10 protein-coding genes and 1 pseudogene are annotated in these 14,020 nt (G+C 47.8%); 4 read left to right on the top strand and 7 right to left on the bottom strand.

Going from position 1 to position 14,020, the window contains the following annotated elements:
- Positions 1-2 precede the first annotated feature (2 nt).
- The 3 genes from holA to AB840_RS02415 are packed head-to-tail and all read right to left on the bottom strand — an operon-like array spanning position 3 to position 3,678.
- Positions 3-1,031 carry a DNA polymerase III subunit delta gene (gene holA, locus AB840_RS02425; RefSeq protein ID WP_048513242.1) on the bottom strand — a complete coding sequence of 343 codons (1,029 nt, stop codon included), beginning with the start codon at positions 1,029-1,031 and terminating at the stop codon, positions 3-5.
- On the bottom strand, positions 1,028-3,142 hold the full coding sequence (locus tag AB840_RS02420; protein WP_072061730.1) for a ComEC/Rec2 family competence protein: 2,115 nt from the start codon (positions 3,140-3,142) through the stop codon (positions 1,028-1,030). The genes holA and AB840_RS02420 overlap by 4 nt, the downstream gene beginning before the upstream one ends.
- A complete protein-coding gene (locus AB840_RS02415; protein ID WP_053078125.1) occupies positions 3,139-3,678 on the bottom strand; it encodes a helix-hairpin-helix domain-containing protein in 540 nt (179 codons plus the stop codon). Before AB840_RS02415 ends, AB840_RS02420 begins: the two co-directional genes overlap by 4 nt.
- A 395-nt stretch (positions 3,679-4,073) precedes the next feature.
- Here AB840_RS02415 and AB840_RS02410 point away from each other — a divergent pair, with 395 nt between their 5' ends.
- The gene (locus AB840_RS02410; protein WP_143742695.1) at positions 4,074-5,597 is read left to right on the top strand and encodes a spermidine synthase; all 1,524 of its coding nucleotides are present in this window, start codon (positions 4,074-4,076) and stop codon (positions 5,595-5,597) included.
- A 31-nt stretch (positions 5,598-5,628) separates the two neighbouring features.
- Here the strand turns inward: AB840_RS02410 and AB840_RS02405 are convergent, their stop codons facing one another.
- On the bottom strand, positions 5,629-6,219 hold the full coding sequence (locus AB840_RS02405; RefSeq protein ID WP_048513239.1) for a PepSY domain-containing protein: 591 nt from the start codon (positions 6,217-6,219) through the stop codon (positions 5,629-5,631).
- A 233-nt stretch (positions 6,220-6,452) separates the two neighbouring features.
- Between AB840_RS02405 and AB840_RS02400 the strand changes: the two genes are divergently transcribed.
- Genes AB840_RS02400 through AB840_RS02390 form a run of 3 tightly spaced genes read left to right on the top strand, consistent with a single transcriptional unit; the run spans position 6,453 to position 9,084 of the window.
- A complete protein-coding gene (locus tag AB840_RS02400) occupies positions 6,453-7,943 on the top strand; it encodes a sensor histidine kinase (RefSeq protein ID WP_234984806.1) in 1,491 nt (496 codons plus the stop codon).
- On the top strand, positions 7,940-8,641 hold the full coding sequence (locus AB840_RS02395) for a response regulator transcription factor (RefSeq protein WP_048513238.1): 702 nt from the start codon (positions 7,940-7,942) through the stop codon (positions 8,639-8,641). Before AB840_RS02400 ends, AB840_RS02395 begins: the two co-directional genes overlap by 4 nt.
- 14 nt (positions 8,642-8,655) lie before the next feature.
- Positions 8,656-9,084, top strand: a complete 429-nt coding sequence (locus tag AB840_RS02390) for an EamA family transporter (protein WP_048513237.1) — start codon at positions 8,656-8,658, stop codon at positions 9,082-9,084.
- A 205-nt stretch (positions 9,085-9,289) separates the two neighbouring features.
- On the opposite strand, the gene AB840_RS18220 is transcribed toward AB840_RS02390, so the two are convergent.
- From AB840_RS18220 to AB840_RS18210, 3 genes and pseudogenes are all read right to left on the bottom strand, one after another.
- A complete protein-coding gene (locus AB840_RS18220; protein WP_201775871.1) occupies positions 9,290-10,720 on the bottom strand; it encodes a hypothetical protein in 1,431 nt (476 codons plus the stop codon).
- Entirely contained in the window at positions 10,705-11,484 is a 780-nt protein-coding gene (locus tag AB840_RS18455; RefSeq protein ID WP_072061728.1) for a hypothetical protein, read from the bottom strand. Before AB840_RS18455 ends, AB840_RS18220 begins: the two co-directional genes overlap by 16 nt.
- 218 nt (positions 11,485-11,702) lie before the next feature.
- Positions 11,703-14,020 (bottom strand): annotated as a pseudogene (locus tag AB840_RS18210) (TonB-dependent receptor plug domain-containing protein); the annotation flags it as partial.

The following is a 14,020-nucleotide window of genomic DNA, read 5'->3' as shown; positions in this document are numbered from 1 at the left end:
GTTCAAACCCCGCCCTTATGACTGCAATACAAACAAACCAACGGTCCCATATCAGACACAGAAGCCGTCCCTCTGCGAATGTTGCGCTGCAGCACAAATATATTACTGATAATTTCATGTAACTCTTCTATTGTCCAATATGATACCACTTTCTGCAGGTGATACAGCACATACTTTACGCTGCGGCCCTTATTAATCTGCATCATGATATTCTCACACTGACGCGGTCCGGTACGGCTCCGCTTCAGTTCTTTATAGGCCAGAAGCAGCCGCAGCCGGGACAACATATAACCGGTGTTTTTCAAAAACATGTCGGGACGCGCAAATAGTGCCTCTGCAAGCGGAACAGCCCTGCCGCCGTCGCGACGGAGAAAGTAGTCCATAAATGTAAATAAATTTTTTTCCATTGTCCCCGCAAAAAGATTATCCAAATCACCCACGTCAATGTCCGCACAGTGATTCGGCTGCATAATGCATAACTTTTCAAGCTCTGAAAAAACATATAATAGAGAAATATCACTCCATGTCTGGAACAAGGCCCGTAAATACTGAAATGCCTGTCCAGTGAGCTTTTTTCCCTTTTGCGTCAGAAAATCTTCTACGTAGGGCATGACGTTTTTTTCCGTCACCGGTGCAGCCTGCATCACATCAGCTATAGGCTGCAGCTGCTTGTAAAAAGCGCAGCCCGTATCCATCATGCCTTGCGTATAAAACAAAAGCCCCGTTTCCTCCGATATATTTGCCAGCTTTTCCAAAAACCAAGCTTCTTCAACAGATACTTTACTGCGAGATCGTCCACCTTTTTTTATAGGCAGGAAGGGACATTCATACCAAATTATAATACTGCCGCTGCTGAAGAGACTGGTGCCTTCAAAAGCCTCGACCACAGAAGCGGCCGGTGACTCTTTATCAAAAGTCTGCACCGCTGCTTTACCGCCGGCCCGCTGCTGACAAGCAGCAATAAACTGGTGCCGCGCTTGTTCCATTAAAAAGTTTTCTTTACCGTATATAATCTTAATTGCCTTCATCATATTCTCCCGCCATAGGTTGAAAAAGTCCACTGCCCATTTCGGTATATTCCCGTAATCTGTCCGTCCTGTCCGGGAGAAAAGCAAGTGATATCGTATACATCAGCATTTTCCATCCATTCCGTGTACGCCTCATCCCTGCTGCTGCCGCGATGAATAATCAGTACTGCGGCCCAAACGGGAAAAACCTTTCCTCGGCCATTCAAAGACTGTATTTCCAAGCACGGCCTGACCGGCATTTTTTTCTCCGGCGGTTCACCGTATAAATAATATGGGATGTCACCCGGTACAACCACAGCGGGCTGACTGGCCGCCGACGGATAGCCGCAAGGCTGCGCCAGCTCAAAGGCGGCGGCAATCTGCTTTCCTGTGCGCTCGGGCTCATGTCCCGTGACCGTACATTGCGTCAAGCGGAAAATCCCCTGATATCGCAGTGCCGGAGTAAGCACACAAGCCACTTGTTCAGGGTTGGCCCACTGGCTTTTATTATACCACAAATACACGGATCTATCATTATGAACAACACAGGTTGCTTTATCTTTACCAACATCAAAAATATACACGACAGCCTCTGGTTTATACCACTGCTGCCAAGCCAGGGAAAGAAAAAAAAGAATCCCTGCTGCGGCCAAAAGCCGGCGCCGTATGGCTGAAAAAAACACTGCGCCGATACAAAGATACCAGACCATATTATCTGTCAGAGAAAATGCGCCTGCCCAATAACGGCTGTACGGCAAGGCAGCTATAAAATAATTGCCGTTTACAGCTAATGCCAGCAAGGGCTTGATAATCCACAGCATTCCTTGCGCCAGGGGCAGACAGATGCAGCCTGCAACCGCAGCGGCCAGGCCCAGCAGAATCACCACATCAAGCACCGGACCGACCGTAAGATTGGCAAAAAAAGAATAGACAGGAAATGAAGAAAAATTAGAAAACAATACAGGCAGCAGCAAAAGCTGTGCACTGATACATACAGCCAGCCCGCTGCGAATAAAAGCCGGCAGAAAAGACAGGCGGCGGCATATGCGCCCCTGCAGCAGAACAATACCTGCCGACGCGCCGCAGGACAGGCGAAAACTCAGATCAAATACAATATATGGGCTGTACAATACCATAGCCAGCACTGCCAGCGCCAGAGCATGTATGCCTGTATAATCGCGGCGGGCAACCAAGCTGTATGCGCAAATCAAACCCATAACGGAAGCCCTGACAACAGGTGCCGTAAACGCAGATAAAGCGCCATAAAAAAGAACCACTCCTGCCGACACGATAAAAAGTAAGTTCTTCTTCAGGCCCACCGCCTGACCGATAAGTTGTACAGCTGCCAGCAGCAGTGCAATATGCGATCCCGATACAGATAAAATGTGAATAAGCCCGGTAATACTAAAGCTTTCAATAAGGTCGGGCGGCAATTCCTCATAATGACCGCCAAATAAAAGACTGCTCAGTATATGCGCGCTATCCCGGGAAAGAATCGTTAAAAACCGTTCTGTCATCGTTTCACGCAAGCGGTACAACCAATGCCGCCATCCCTGCGGCTCCCGCAGCAGTCGCAGGGACCGGCGGTCCTCTGTATACGCTTTGATAAACACGCTTTGCTCTTTGTCCCGGTGCCGTGCATCATACATACCGCTATTACGGTAATAGCGGATGGGCTGAACCGTAGCTGTCAAAGATATGTTTGTTTCCGGCTCGTATATAGGCTCTGCCGGTATCGTGATATACATACTGCCTCCGGCCGGACGAAACTTCCGATCCCCAACGTACGAAAATCCCTCCAAAACCATAACATATCTCGTCATTTCGCCTTTTTCCGACATAAAGGAATTGCGCTGCTCCTTGATGACGCCCTGCAGCTGCAGATCAGCTCCAGCCACATAATGAGGCAGCGCCTCATAGGTATCAGCAGCCAGTTGGAGCCGTCCGGCACCGGCAAAGAAAAAAGCAGCGGCCACGGCAATACAAGCTGCCTGGGGATAGCGGCGCAGCATTGCCGCGGCAATACAGCAAAGCATCACCCCGCCACCCCACCAATATATGGGAAACTCCCACACATCAGCTGCCGCAATTCCCAGACAACACGCTCCGGTGACAGCAATCCCCGCATACATCATACCGTCACCTTGTCCTTAATCGTCTTGTATTTAGCGGCGCCGATCCCTTTGACCTGCTGCAGCTCGCCGCAGTCTTTAAACGCTCCGTGCTCATTCCGGTAATCCATGATTCGCTGCGCCATAGCTGGGCCGATGCCGGGAAGCTCCGTCAGTTTTTTCTCGTCCGCCTCGTTGATATTGATCAGTCCGTTGGCCTCGTCACTGCCGGCAGGAATTCCCTCTAAATTATAGGGGATATGAACATGCGTACCGTCGCCCGCTTCTCCCGCATAATTGATAGCCGCGGTGTCGGCATACGGTACAGCTCCCCCGGCAGACTGGACAGCTTCGCCGATGCGCACAGTCCCGGGAAAAGAATACAGGCCCGGTTTGCGCACCGCTCCCGTGACATACACATAAACGGCCCGTTCCTCGGGAGCCTCTGTTACCGGCTCAGCAGCTGCGGTTTCAGACGGATCTGTCCCCAGAATATCCTCATCCCAAAAAATACTCCCTGCCAAACACAGCAGCAAGACAATCAATATCAGTTTTTTCATATATTCCTCCTGTACAACGTATTTTTTACAAAAAATTCGCTTACGAAGGATTTCTTTCCTGCCGGATATGACAAGCTTAAGAAAAATCTCATCTGATTCTCATGCAATTTTAATTTTCGTCTCAGAATTCTAATTTTTCAGACCGTTATAACATATAAAGAGCCATCCAGTTGCTGCTGACCGCAAAATTAATTTAAATCCGCACTTTACACTATTGCTATTGTTTTTTATAATAAATAAAAATATCATAAAAACAAAAAAAGACAGTATACGGATTATACTGTCTGAAAGCTGTGAAAATGGAAAGGACTCATTCTATGACAAACACCCGAAGAACAATTCTAACAAATACATATTATCTATATCTGACAGAATTTTTTTCCGGGATGGCCGTTATGGCTGTGGAATTAGGTGCGGCACGACTATTGGCGCCTTATTTCAGTTCCTCTCAAATTGTCTGGACCATTATTATCGGAACCATCATGATCGCTATGGCCGGCGGCAATTATTGGGGCGGCAGGCAAGCCGACCACAATCCCGATCCGGCTATACTATACCGGAATATCATCATTGCCGCCCTGTGGATCGCAGCCATTCCACTGGTCGGAAAATATATCATTTTAGCGATTACAGGATTGCTGATTCTGGCGGTGGACACTAACTTACTGATTTGTGCCGCCTTTGCAGCCTGTATGATCATTTTTGTATTTCCCCTCTTCCTGCTCGGCACAGTAACGCCCTCTTTGGCAAAATATACGGTCCGCAGCCTGGCAGACAGCGGAAAAATCGTCGGCACGCTGGGGGCCTGCAATACTATCGGCAGCATCATCGGTACCTTTCTGCCGACCTTTGTCACGATTCCTGCCGTCGGTACGGCTGTATCTTTTCTCGTTTTTTCCGGTGTTCTTCTCTGCATCGGCATCATGTATTTTATTGCCGAAAGGAAGCAAAAAATGCTGGTCCGCCTGTCGCTCCTGCTGTTTCTGATCAGCAGCGTTTTAGGACATCGGGACAGCTTCGCCTTTTGGGAAAACAATATTACCTATGAAGGTGAATCCATGTACAACTATCTGCAGGTCCGGGACACGCCGGATCAGACGATTCTTTCTACTAATGTCATGTTCGGTATCCAATCCGTAAAAATGAAGCAATCCGATTTGACCGGCATGTATTACGACTATGCCCTAGCCGGACCGGTCATGAACGATGCTGCCGGAAAAGACCGGCCCAGTATGCTCATTCTTGGCATGGGTGCCGGAACCTATGCCTCGCAGTGCCGGAAATACTTTCCTAAAATGAATATAGAAGGCGTAGAAATTGATCAAAAAATCACCGATCTGGCTCACACCTATTTTGATCTGGATCCCGCTATTCCTGTCACGACTTACGATGGCCGGGCCTATCTGTATGCCAGCCGCAAAAAATATGACATCATCATGGTAGATGCCTATCAGGATATTACCCTTCCCTTTCAAATGAGTTCCCGGGAATTTTTCCGGCTCGTCAAGGAACATTTAAAAGACGGCGGTGTCATGGCCGTCAACATGAATATGCAGACCTATACTCAGGGCAATATCAACGAGTATCTCCAGGATACTATTGCCTCAGAATTTTCCCATGTCTACACCGTTGATGTACCGAACACCTCCAATCGCGAGCTATTTGCCACTGAAAACGGTCATCTGCTCACTCAATTTCCTGCCGCTGCGTCGGCACTGCCTGACCCTGAATTGAGAGCTTTCATGCTGAAAATAGTTCCGCATATGACCGCCTATACGGGAGGAAATCATGTACTCACAGACGATAAGGCTCCTGTAGAACTGCTGGGCATGAAAACAATAGACGCCCTTATCCAAAACGAGATTGGTCCTTATAGAAAACAATTTGAACAGGAAGGCTTCTCAGGACTTTTGAAATGACAGCTCCTTGAAAAGTTCGTTTTACGGCTTTTTATTTAGGCTCCACTTCACTTTCCAGCACCTTGCCGGTAATCGCATCGATTTTGAATTCGTATTTCACATTATCCACAATGCACTTTACCTCATATACTGGATAAAAATGATCCCGCCCGGTACCCGCCTGCGGCTGTACTGCAACGGGTGCGGCTGACTGAGGCTGAGGCAGCACGGCAGGCCGGGCCGGGGGTTCATTATCTCGGTCAGGCATAGTATGACTGCGCCGTATCTCCCGTCGTTCTTTATGTTCTGCATACTCATCATCATCCCATCGGTTTTCCAGCGTAACCTCTCTAAAGTCTACCGCTGATTCATCTTTTCCAATCGCCTGCGCGGTCAAACTTCGAATCTGCGCAGCCTCAAGCAGCTTCATGCTGCGCTGGGCTGCCTGATATTCCACCATACGAGTCTGTGCCTGACGTACCTGGGCGCGCCGTTCCAGCTTTTGCTGATGATGATACCAAGCGCCGCCGCCTGCCGCTATAGCGCAGACCACAAGAACAGCAGCCCCTATTTTCAATCGTTTTGCCGTAAAAATTTGTTTCATCTTATGTTTTACTTGTTCAGTACCCTTGTTATAATCCATATCGATTCCTCCTCAAACATCCATATTGCTGAATACACTTGCAGTATACCGGAGAAAGCTAAATAAATTCTAAACAAGAGCAAAAATGTTTCATAAAATCACTGCCCTTTTACAACCCGGAATATATCAAAAACTTTTTCTCCTATTTAGGAAAAATTTAAAAACTTCCGGTATAATGACTCTGCAATAGATATATTATGCATCTCATTCATAAAATAAATGGAGGAACTGCCGTGCTGAAAATACGGGATATTTCCCTGCGAAAGCGAATTTTATTTACTAATTTTCTGATGGTGTGTATTCCCGTTGTTTTGCTGACTCTGCTGGGAACTGCGATATTTGCCGGCCTGCGCTTTACCGGAACTGCCCGGCAAAGCGAGCTGGCACTGCTCTGGCCGGAAAAGGGGTCCTCCATGTCTGTTTCGTATGCCGTCAGCTCTCTGCGGGCCAAGGCAGAAAAAAAACGACCTCCCAAATTGGCAGACATTCTGGAGGAATGCCTCATTTTGGAAAAACACGGAATCCAAACGGCCATTTGGGTACAGGATCGTCTGTTGTACTTGTCCGATGGAGCCAATGAAAAAGCGGTGCAGGCCGCCGTACGAAAAAAATGTGGAGCCAGCCCGTCTGCTATGGCCTGGGATGAAAACACCTTCGCCTTTACGTATACCTCCGGGCACAACGGCACGGTAATTCTCGCCGCCGGTACAACGCCTTTTACCGTCCCTTATGATGCGGCTGCCGATCATACTTTGAAGGATACGCTGGAATTTATTCTATTTTTTATTCTTGCTGTTTCCATTCTTTTGATTATTTGGCTGGGCGTCTATTTATCCCGACTCCTTTCGCGGCAAATTCTCGGCCCCCTGGCCGATCTGCGCAAGGCCTCGGCAGAAATACGCAGCGGCAACCTTGACTATCCCCTCACCGTACCAGCACAAGACGAGCTTGGCCAAACCTGCCGGGATTTTGACGCTATGCGCCGGGAACTGCAGAACGCCCGGAAAAAGCAGGAAAAGTACGAACAAAACCGCAAGGAACTGATTGCCGGCATATCTCACGATCTGGCAACGCCGCTTACGCTCCTCAAAGGATACGCCAGCGGTATCCGTGAGGGTATTGCCCATACCCCGGAAAAGCAGCGTCATTATATCGACAGGATATACAATACAGCCTGCTCTATGGAGAAGTTGGTGGAAAGCCTCTTTCTATTCTCCAAACTAGATCTAGGGCGTATTCCCTTCACTCCAGAGCTCGTCCCCATATACCGGTACTTTGAAGACTTCGTTCAGGAAACAGCCCCTTCTTTACTGGAACAGGGTCTGGCTCTTACCTTGCTGGGACAGGATCGGGGTACTGTGGTCCGCATTGACAGAGACCAGTTCCGGCGAGTCATTGAAAATCTTCTCATAAACAGTCTGAAATACAAAAACAGCTCCCGGACCGCTGTAGAAATCATACTCCGCGAACACGGAGATACGATCACGATTTCCTGTGTGGATCATGGCGCAGGAACGCCGTCAAAAAGCCTTTCCAAGCTGTTCGATAGCTTTTACCGGGCCGATACGGCCCGTACAGATACTGCCAAGGGCAGCGGTCTGGGTCTGGCCATTGCCAAACAAATCATCGAAACGCTGGGCGGTACTATTGAAGCTGCCGCCACTCCCGGCGGCGGCTTGACGATTCATATGACCCTGCCAGTCATAAAGGAGGGAACACCATGAAACAAATTCTGATTATTGAAGACAACCAGGAAATCACGGAACTGGAGCGAGACTATCTCGAGGCCAACGGTTTTGCCGTAGATATAGCCGGTGACGGCATAGCTGGTCTGCAAAAAGCGCTGACCGGCAATCACGCCTTGATTCTGTTGGACATTATGCTTCCTCGCATGGACGGCTTTCAAGTCTGCCGGGAAATACGATCCCAAAAGGAAGTACCAATCCTCATGGTCTCGGCCAAGCGGGAGGATATCGACAAGATCCGCGGTCTGGGTCTGGGCGCCGACGATTATATCATCAAGCCCTTCAGTCCCAGCGAGCTGGTAGCCCGCGTCAAAGCGCATATCAGCCGGTATGAACGCCTGACAAACCATGATGCGGCAAATACTAAAGACGCGGCAGCGCTGCGCTGCGGCGAGCTTGAAATACAGCTGCAGAAGCATCGCGTATATATATCTGGAAAGGAAGTGACGCTGACCAACAGAGAATTTGGGCTGCTGGTGTTTTTAGCCAAAAATCCCGGCATCGTGTTCAGCCGGGAACGTCTTTTTGACCGTGTCTGGGGACTGGATGCCATCGGCGACACGGCTACTGTCATGGTCCACATTAATAGAATCCGGGAAAAAATAGAACCCGACCCAGCCCGCCCCATATACATCGAAACAGTGTGGGGCGCTGGCTATCGGTTTGCCGAAGCCTAAGGAGATGCAGTTTCATGAGTGAATGGTTTATCTATGCTTTATTATCCGCAGTCTGTGCTGCTTTTGTATCAATTTTCGGAAAAATAGGCCTTGCCAATATAGACAGTACGGCAGCTACTGCCGTCCGGGCAGTCATTATGGCTGTATTTCTCGTCGTCGTCACGTGCGTACATGGTAATATGGAAACGATTTCCACTGTACTCACTTCAAAAAAAGCTCTTCTTTTTATTACGCTGAGCGGTCTTGCCGGCGCCGGATCCTGGCTTTTTTATTTTCTGGCCTTGAAAACGGGCAAGGTATCCCAGGTAGCTCCGATCGATAAATTGAGCGTTGTCTTTGCCGTCGTGCTGGCAGTCATACTATTCGGCGAAAAGGTAAGCCTGCTGCATGGTATCGCGATCTGCCTGATTGCCTTGGGCGGTCTTATGCTGGCCATATTTTGAAATCAGCAGCTCATGCAGCAGATCCGGAAATCCCATCCCCTCCCCAAAAACATATGTATAAGAAAGGCAGTGCTGTCAGGAGTCTATACTCGTGGCAGTACTGCCTTATTTGCTTATGCCTGTGTGTATTATATGAATGTCCATACGGCTGCGCTGAGCCTATTTATTACATAACTATGCGAGAAAAAGCAACTTCTTGTCACACTTAAAATTTGTATGTCATTTGAATTCTTGTATAGTCTCCCAGGGTAAAGTGTTCCGGCCCGTAGAGCGTATCCCGCTGGCCAATACCCTTGGCGCCGAAGGTATAGAAAGCTTCCAGTAAGAAATCTTTGGCCGGGACATAGCCGCCGCCGATGGTAAAGGACTTGATGCCGTCCATATAGCGGTCGGGCACGCCTTCGGTACCATTGCCGCCGAAGAACGATCCATGCTGGAAATACTTGTAGTCGGCAAAGGCATTCCAGCTGCCGGGCTTATCCGTATCCGCTTTGCCGATGTCGACGCGGGCCACCCAGAAGCGCGGCGTGCTGCCGTTACTGCGTCCGGCAATGTCGAAGTCTGACGTGCCCATTTCGTGGTTATAGATGGTATTGCCATTCATGAAGCGTCCGAAGTCCGTGCGATTCTGGCCCCAGTCATAGGAGAAGCGGATGTTGTCGCCGATGCGCCACGTAGCCCCGAGACCAATGACGTTGGCCAGCTGGTCAAAGGAGTCCACATCGTTGTGATCGCCATGGGCGTAGGCGATGGAATGGGTATCGTCTCCGACAGACCGCAGATACCACGCCTGGACGCCGAAGTCGTTGCCGAATTGGTGCTTGACCTGGGCAAAAATGGCTTTGTCGATGGGCGGGATTTGGTCTTGGACTAGGACAGTGCCGAGGACAGGTAATGATTCACCCAGTGCTTCTAATACATGAAGTGGCAGTGAACTACCATCCTCTGGTGCCCAGTTAATAAGTGTTTTTATAATGTCAAATACTCCTGATGACAGTCCCCCCTTTTGAGTTGAAACTCCACGATAGCCGCTTCCCACACCAACACCTTCTGGCTTCCATTGAAACCATTCTTGTAATGCGTTGTCTTTATTCCAAGCCGAGTTGATTGCCTTTTCTTTAGCTTCTTCTTCGCTAATTTGCTTGAAATCAGTGCCAAAGTTTACTTGATCTTCTGAAATAGAAAAATTACCACTATTTTCCCCTTCCAAAATCTGATTTCCTGTATACTGATAATATCCTTTAAAAGTACTTTCTTTCGTAAAATGTTCTTCATTAATAAGGACATCTTGATTCTCTTTTTTCATGAAAGACGGCGATAATTCGTCCCAAGCCTTTACAGCCGCCTGCTCCATTTTATTTTTATCAAATAGATCGTCATAAGAAACTCTATTTCCAGCAAAAGAGGCAAGACCATATGCGGAATCTACCAATGCATACTCTCGTTTCACAATTTCTCCGGCATCATTTTTAGTAATGATTTCCCTCCATGCAAACGTATTAGGATTTACTGAATATGTTTCAGACATAATTTGATCATAGAGAGCAGAATTATCTTTCTTGACAATGGATAAATAGGCATTTAAAACTTTACGCTGTTCTTCCAGACTTGATGCTTGCATCAGCTTTTGATACAAGCCCTGATACCCTTGATTCCATCAGACCAAACATTATACTTAAAAGTGTTTTCAACTCCAGCTATACCAATATCACTATAGTTTGCATCATACCCCAGCCATTCCAATTTGGTCGGTGACCGGTAGAATATCTGCCGCGTCGCATGTGTGTACGCTGAGTCAGCAATACTTGTACTATGACTGAAATCACCATAGCCTATGCGGACCTGATTTTTGCCACTGGTCCAGACCGCCCGGCCGCCGTCGTATTCCTTTCCGAACCAGTAGCCCGTGACACCCATGGGTTCTGTGAGGCGACCGATAGAGAAATCCCATTTCTGAGCGTGCTGGGTCACGTCAACGGTATCCATGCGCTGGTGGTTCAGCCCCTTGGATGTACTCACGTCGTGCATGGTATCCACACCGGTCATGCCGGAGGCACTGCCTAATAGGGTAATATTAGTATTATCACCGATACGGGCGTCAATGCCTGCACGAAGACGCTGTTCAAAGCCATGGTCTGACTTGTCCAGATAGTTCTTATAGGCACTGCCAACACTGGCAATCGCTGTCACCCGAGCTTCCGACGGCTTTTGTTTTCCTGTGAAGGAATTCCAACGGGCCCGGTAATCACCGATAAATTCGACTCCTTCTTCTTTTTCCGTATCGAAGGGCGCCTGAATAAACCAATGGAGATCGCGCAGCTTGTCTCGAACGGCATCTTTAGCTTTAGCTACGGTCTTGGAAGTAATGCCATCATCATGTCCGTCGGCGCCGAATTTCATATTGACGCCAAATTTATAGACTCGTTCCTGAAAAGCCTGATCATCATCGTGATGATTAAATAAGTTATCAATACCAAAATAAACCCTAGAGTCTTCATCTATATTTTTCTGAATAAGAATATTCCATAGTCCAAAGGTCTTTTTTTGTACGTCTGTTTTCCCCCTTCAGCAAACTGAGGTCCCCCAATTCCGCCTTGAATCGGATCCATATGGCTGATCCAGTAATTGCCATTATTGGCAATGGTATTGCTGTCCAACATGTTAATATAGTAATCTCCCCACAAAGAAGCACGCCAGCCGCTTTTTTTATTTTCGTAGTTGATGCCGATATCTACCTTATGCTGCGGTTTATCTAAAAGCTGACGAGGCATATCGGCATCGCTTTTATTGATGGCATGGAGATACGTATAGCCCAGTTTCCCAGACCAGTGCTCATCGAACTGATGGTTCACTTCCATTTCCACTCCGGTAATTTCGGCTTTGCCGATGTTTTTAAAACTGTAGATCATATCCGGCGAAAACATCCATTTCCAATAGTCACTCATACTAGGATTAAAATCCATTAGATACCCGGTAAAATAGGTAGTCATATAGTCTTTAATGCGATTATGGAAAATATTCAAACGAGCTGATGTATTGCCGTTTTCTCCTTCAATTCCAATATCAAAATTGACTGATTTTTCCGGCTTTAGGTCGGGATTTCCGACCCAGTAATACCCCATCTTTCCGATACCTTCTGCAATGGGCATGCCTCCATACATTTCCCAGCTGTAATAGAGTTCACCCATACCCGGTTCCGTGTAGCCCGTACCGACGTTAGCTTTAAAACGACGATCTATTTTACCACCGATATTATGAGTCAATCCTACATTAAAGGTTGCATTGCTACCAAAAAGATCACTATGATCAAGTCGGAAAATAGGTGTTAAAATAGTGTTTTTTCCAACCTGCCATGTATCCTGAATGAAGAAATTTTGTTTTTTTATTGTGGCCTGACCAATGGTCTGCCGATTTGCCCGTTCTTTATATTCTTGTTGAAAAGATTTTCCATTCCATTTGGCCACACCTTTCCAAAGGTCACCGTAATATTTGTACACCATCATCCTAACTGATCCCGCAACATTGGGATTCTGTTCTTTTAATTGATTAGCAAATTGCTGCCACCGTACTTTCGCTTCCGCAGGGGGTCCCAATTTAGTTGCATAGGGTCCATATTTAATATAATCCTCATACGTGTATGCCGGTGCAATAGACTGCCCCTCATTGTTCCTAGCACCATAATATTCATACATTTGATCATACTGGGGAATTCCATTCGTATTTTTATCCAACCGATAGTCATGAATTGTAGATGCGGGCGCGCCGACTCCAGCTACCGTATGTAAATTTTTGTCATAGTCCCATGGATCAATATATCGCGTATGTGTATCGCGAGCATTTTTTAAGCGGCTTCCTTCTCCCGTTTCCTGACTATAACCAAAACCATAGGTTAGTAAATGCTTGTCATTGACCTGTGTATTGGCACTGGTTTTTATATTCCACTGCTTATGCATGAGATCATCAAGATAATTCAATGTATTTTTGCCCTCATATTTCGATTCTCCATAATTTGATGTAAGGGTAATATCATCTTCTGTCATCTTAGCGTAATCTACATCGACCTTCCAATCCGTACTGCCGCCATTATTTCCCGTATAAGACAAGCGGTATGTATTCCGGTCTACGTCCCGTTTAAAGTGCTGCTGCGGTTCCATGCCCGAATCTCAGAGTGCTTCACATACCGTTCCATATCTTCCTTAGTCTTGTCCATGTTGAAGTCGATCTTGTTACGAGCGTCGATATCATAGGTAGCCGACATGCCGATGTTCTTGATATCGCCATAATAGCGGAGGGAATTGCGGACATGTCCATTTTCATTCGTTGCCTCATCGGTACCGGCATTCAGTACCCCGCCAAACCGTTCGACACTGTATATCGGCATGATCTCCCGTTTACTGCCATAGACAGCGGCCCGGACCTTGCCGATCTGGCCGCTGTCAGCCCGGAGGAAGAAGTTCTGATAGGGAAAGATATCGCCGTCCTGCTTGGCTCTACGACCTTCGACGTTCACCTGGAGGCCTGCCGTCTTTGCGGCTTTCTTTGTAATGACGTTGATAACGCCGCCAATGGCATCAGACCCGTATTTGGCCGACGCGGCTCCCTGGATGATTTCGATATGGTCTACATTTTCCGTGCCGAGCCGCTGCAATTCGTCTCCTGCGCCGCTGTATTTGGCGAAGTCCCCCATGACGGGCTGGCCGTCTATCAATATCAGCGTATGCCGCGGTTCTGCCCCGCGGATGGACACGGTGACGCGTCCCATGGCGTCTACTGTCCGCGATACGCCGGTCTCGCTGAAGATGATATCTTCTACGGATTTCGCCTGCTTCTTGGCGATATCCTCCGATGTGATGATCGTCGTCTGCTGACTTTCCAGCTTCGCTTCTTCCTTAGTCTTGTCCGCCTCCACAACAACATCACGTGTTGTTACCCGATG

Source organism: Megasphaera cerevisiae DSM 20462 (assembly GCF_001045675.1).
GTDB lineage: Bacteria > Bacillota > Negativicutes > Veillonellales > Megasphaeraceae > Megasphaera > Megasphaera cerevisiae.
This window is presented reverse-complemented; position numbering and strand designations above follow the sequence as displayed.

What these genes read in the sequence shown, in the direction of transcription:
- holA (WP_048513242.1), bottom strand. Translation starts at nt 1,031, where the DNA reads ATGATGAAGGCAATTAAGATTATATACGGTAAAGAAAACTTTTTAATG.
- AB840_RS02420 (WP_072061730.1), bottom strand. Translation starts at nt 3,142, where the DNA reads ATGATGTATGCGGGGATTGCTGTCACCGGAGCGTGTTGTCTGGGAATT.
- AB840_RS02415 (WP_053078125.1), bottom strand. Translation starts at nt 3,678, where the DNA reads ATGAAAAAACTGATATTGATTGTCTTGCTGCTGTGTTTGGCAGGGAGT.
- AB840_RS02410 (WP_143742695.1), top strand. Translation starts at nt 4,074, where the DNA reads ATGGCTGTGGAATTAGGTGCGGCACGACTATTGGCGCCTTATTTCAGT.
- AB840_RS02405 (WP_048513239.1), bottom strand. Translation starts at nt 6,219, where the DNA reads ATGGATTATAACAAGGGTACTGAACAAGTAAAACATAAGATGAAACAA.
- AB840_RS02395 (WP_048513238.1), top strand. Translation starts at nt 7,940, where the DNA reads ATGAAACAAATTCTGATTATTGAAGACAACCAGGAAATCACGGAACTG.
- AB840_RS02390 (WP_048513237.1), top strand. Translation starts at nt 8,656, where the DNA reads ATGAGTGAATGGTTTATCTATGCTTTATTATCCGCAGTCTGTGCTGCT.
- AB840_RS18455 (WP_072061728.1), bottom strand. Translation starts at nt 11,484, where the DNA reads ATGAAATTCGGCGCCGACGGACATGATGATGGCATTACTTCCAAGACC.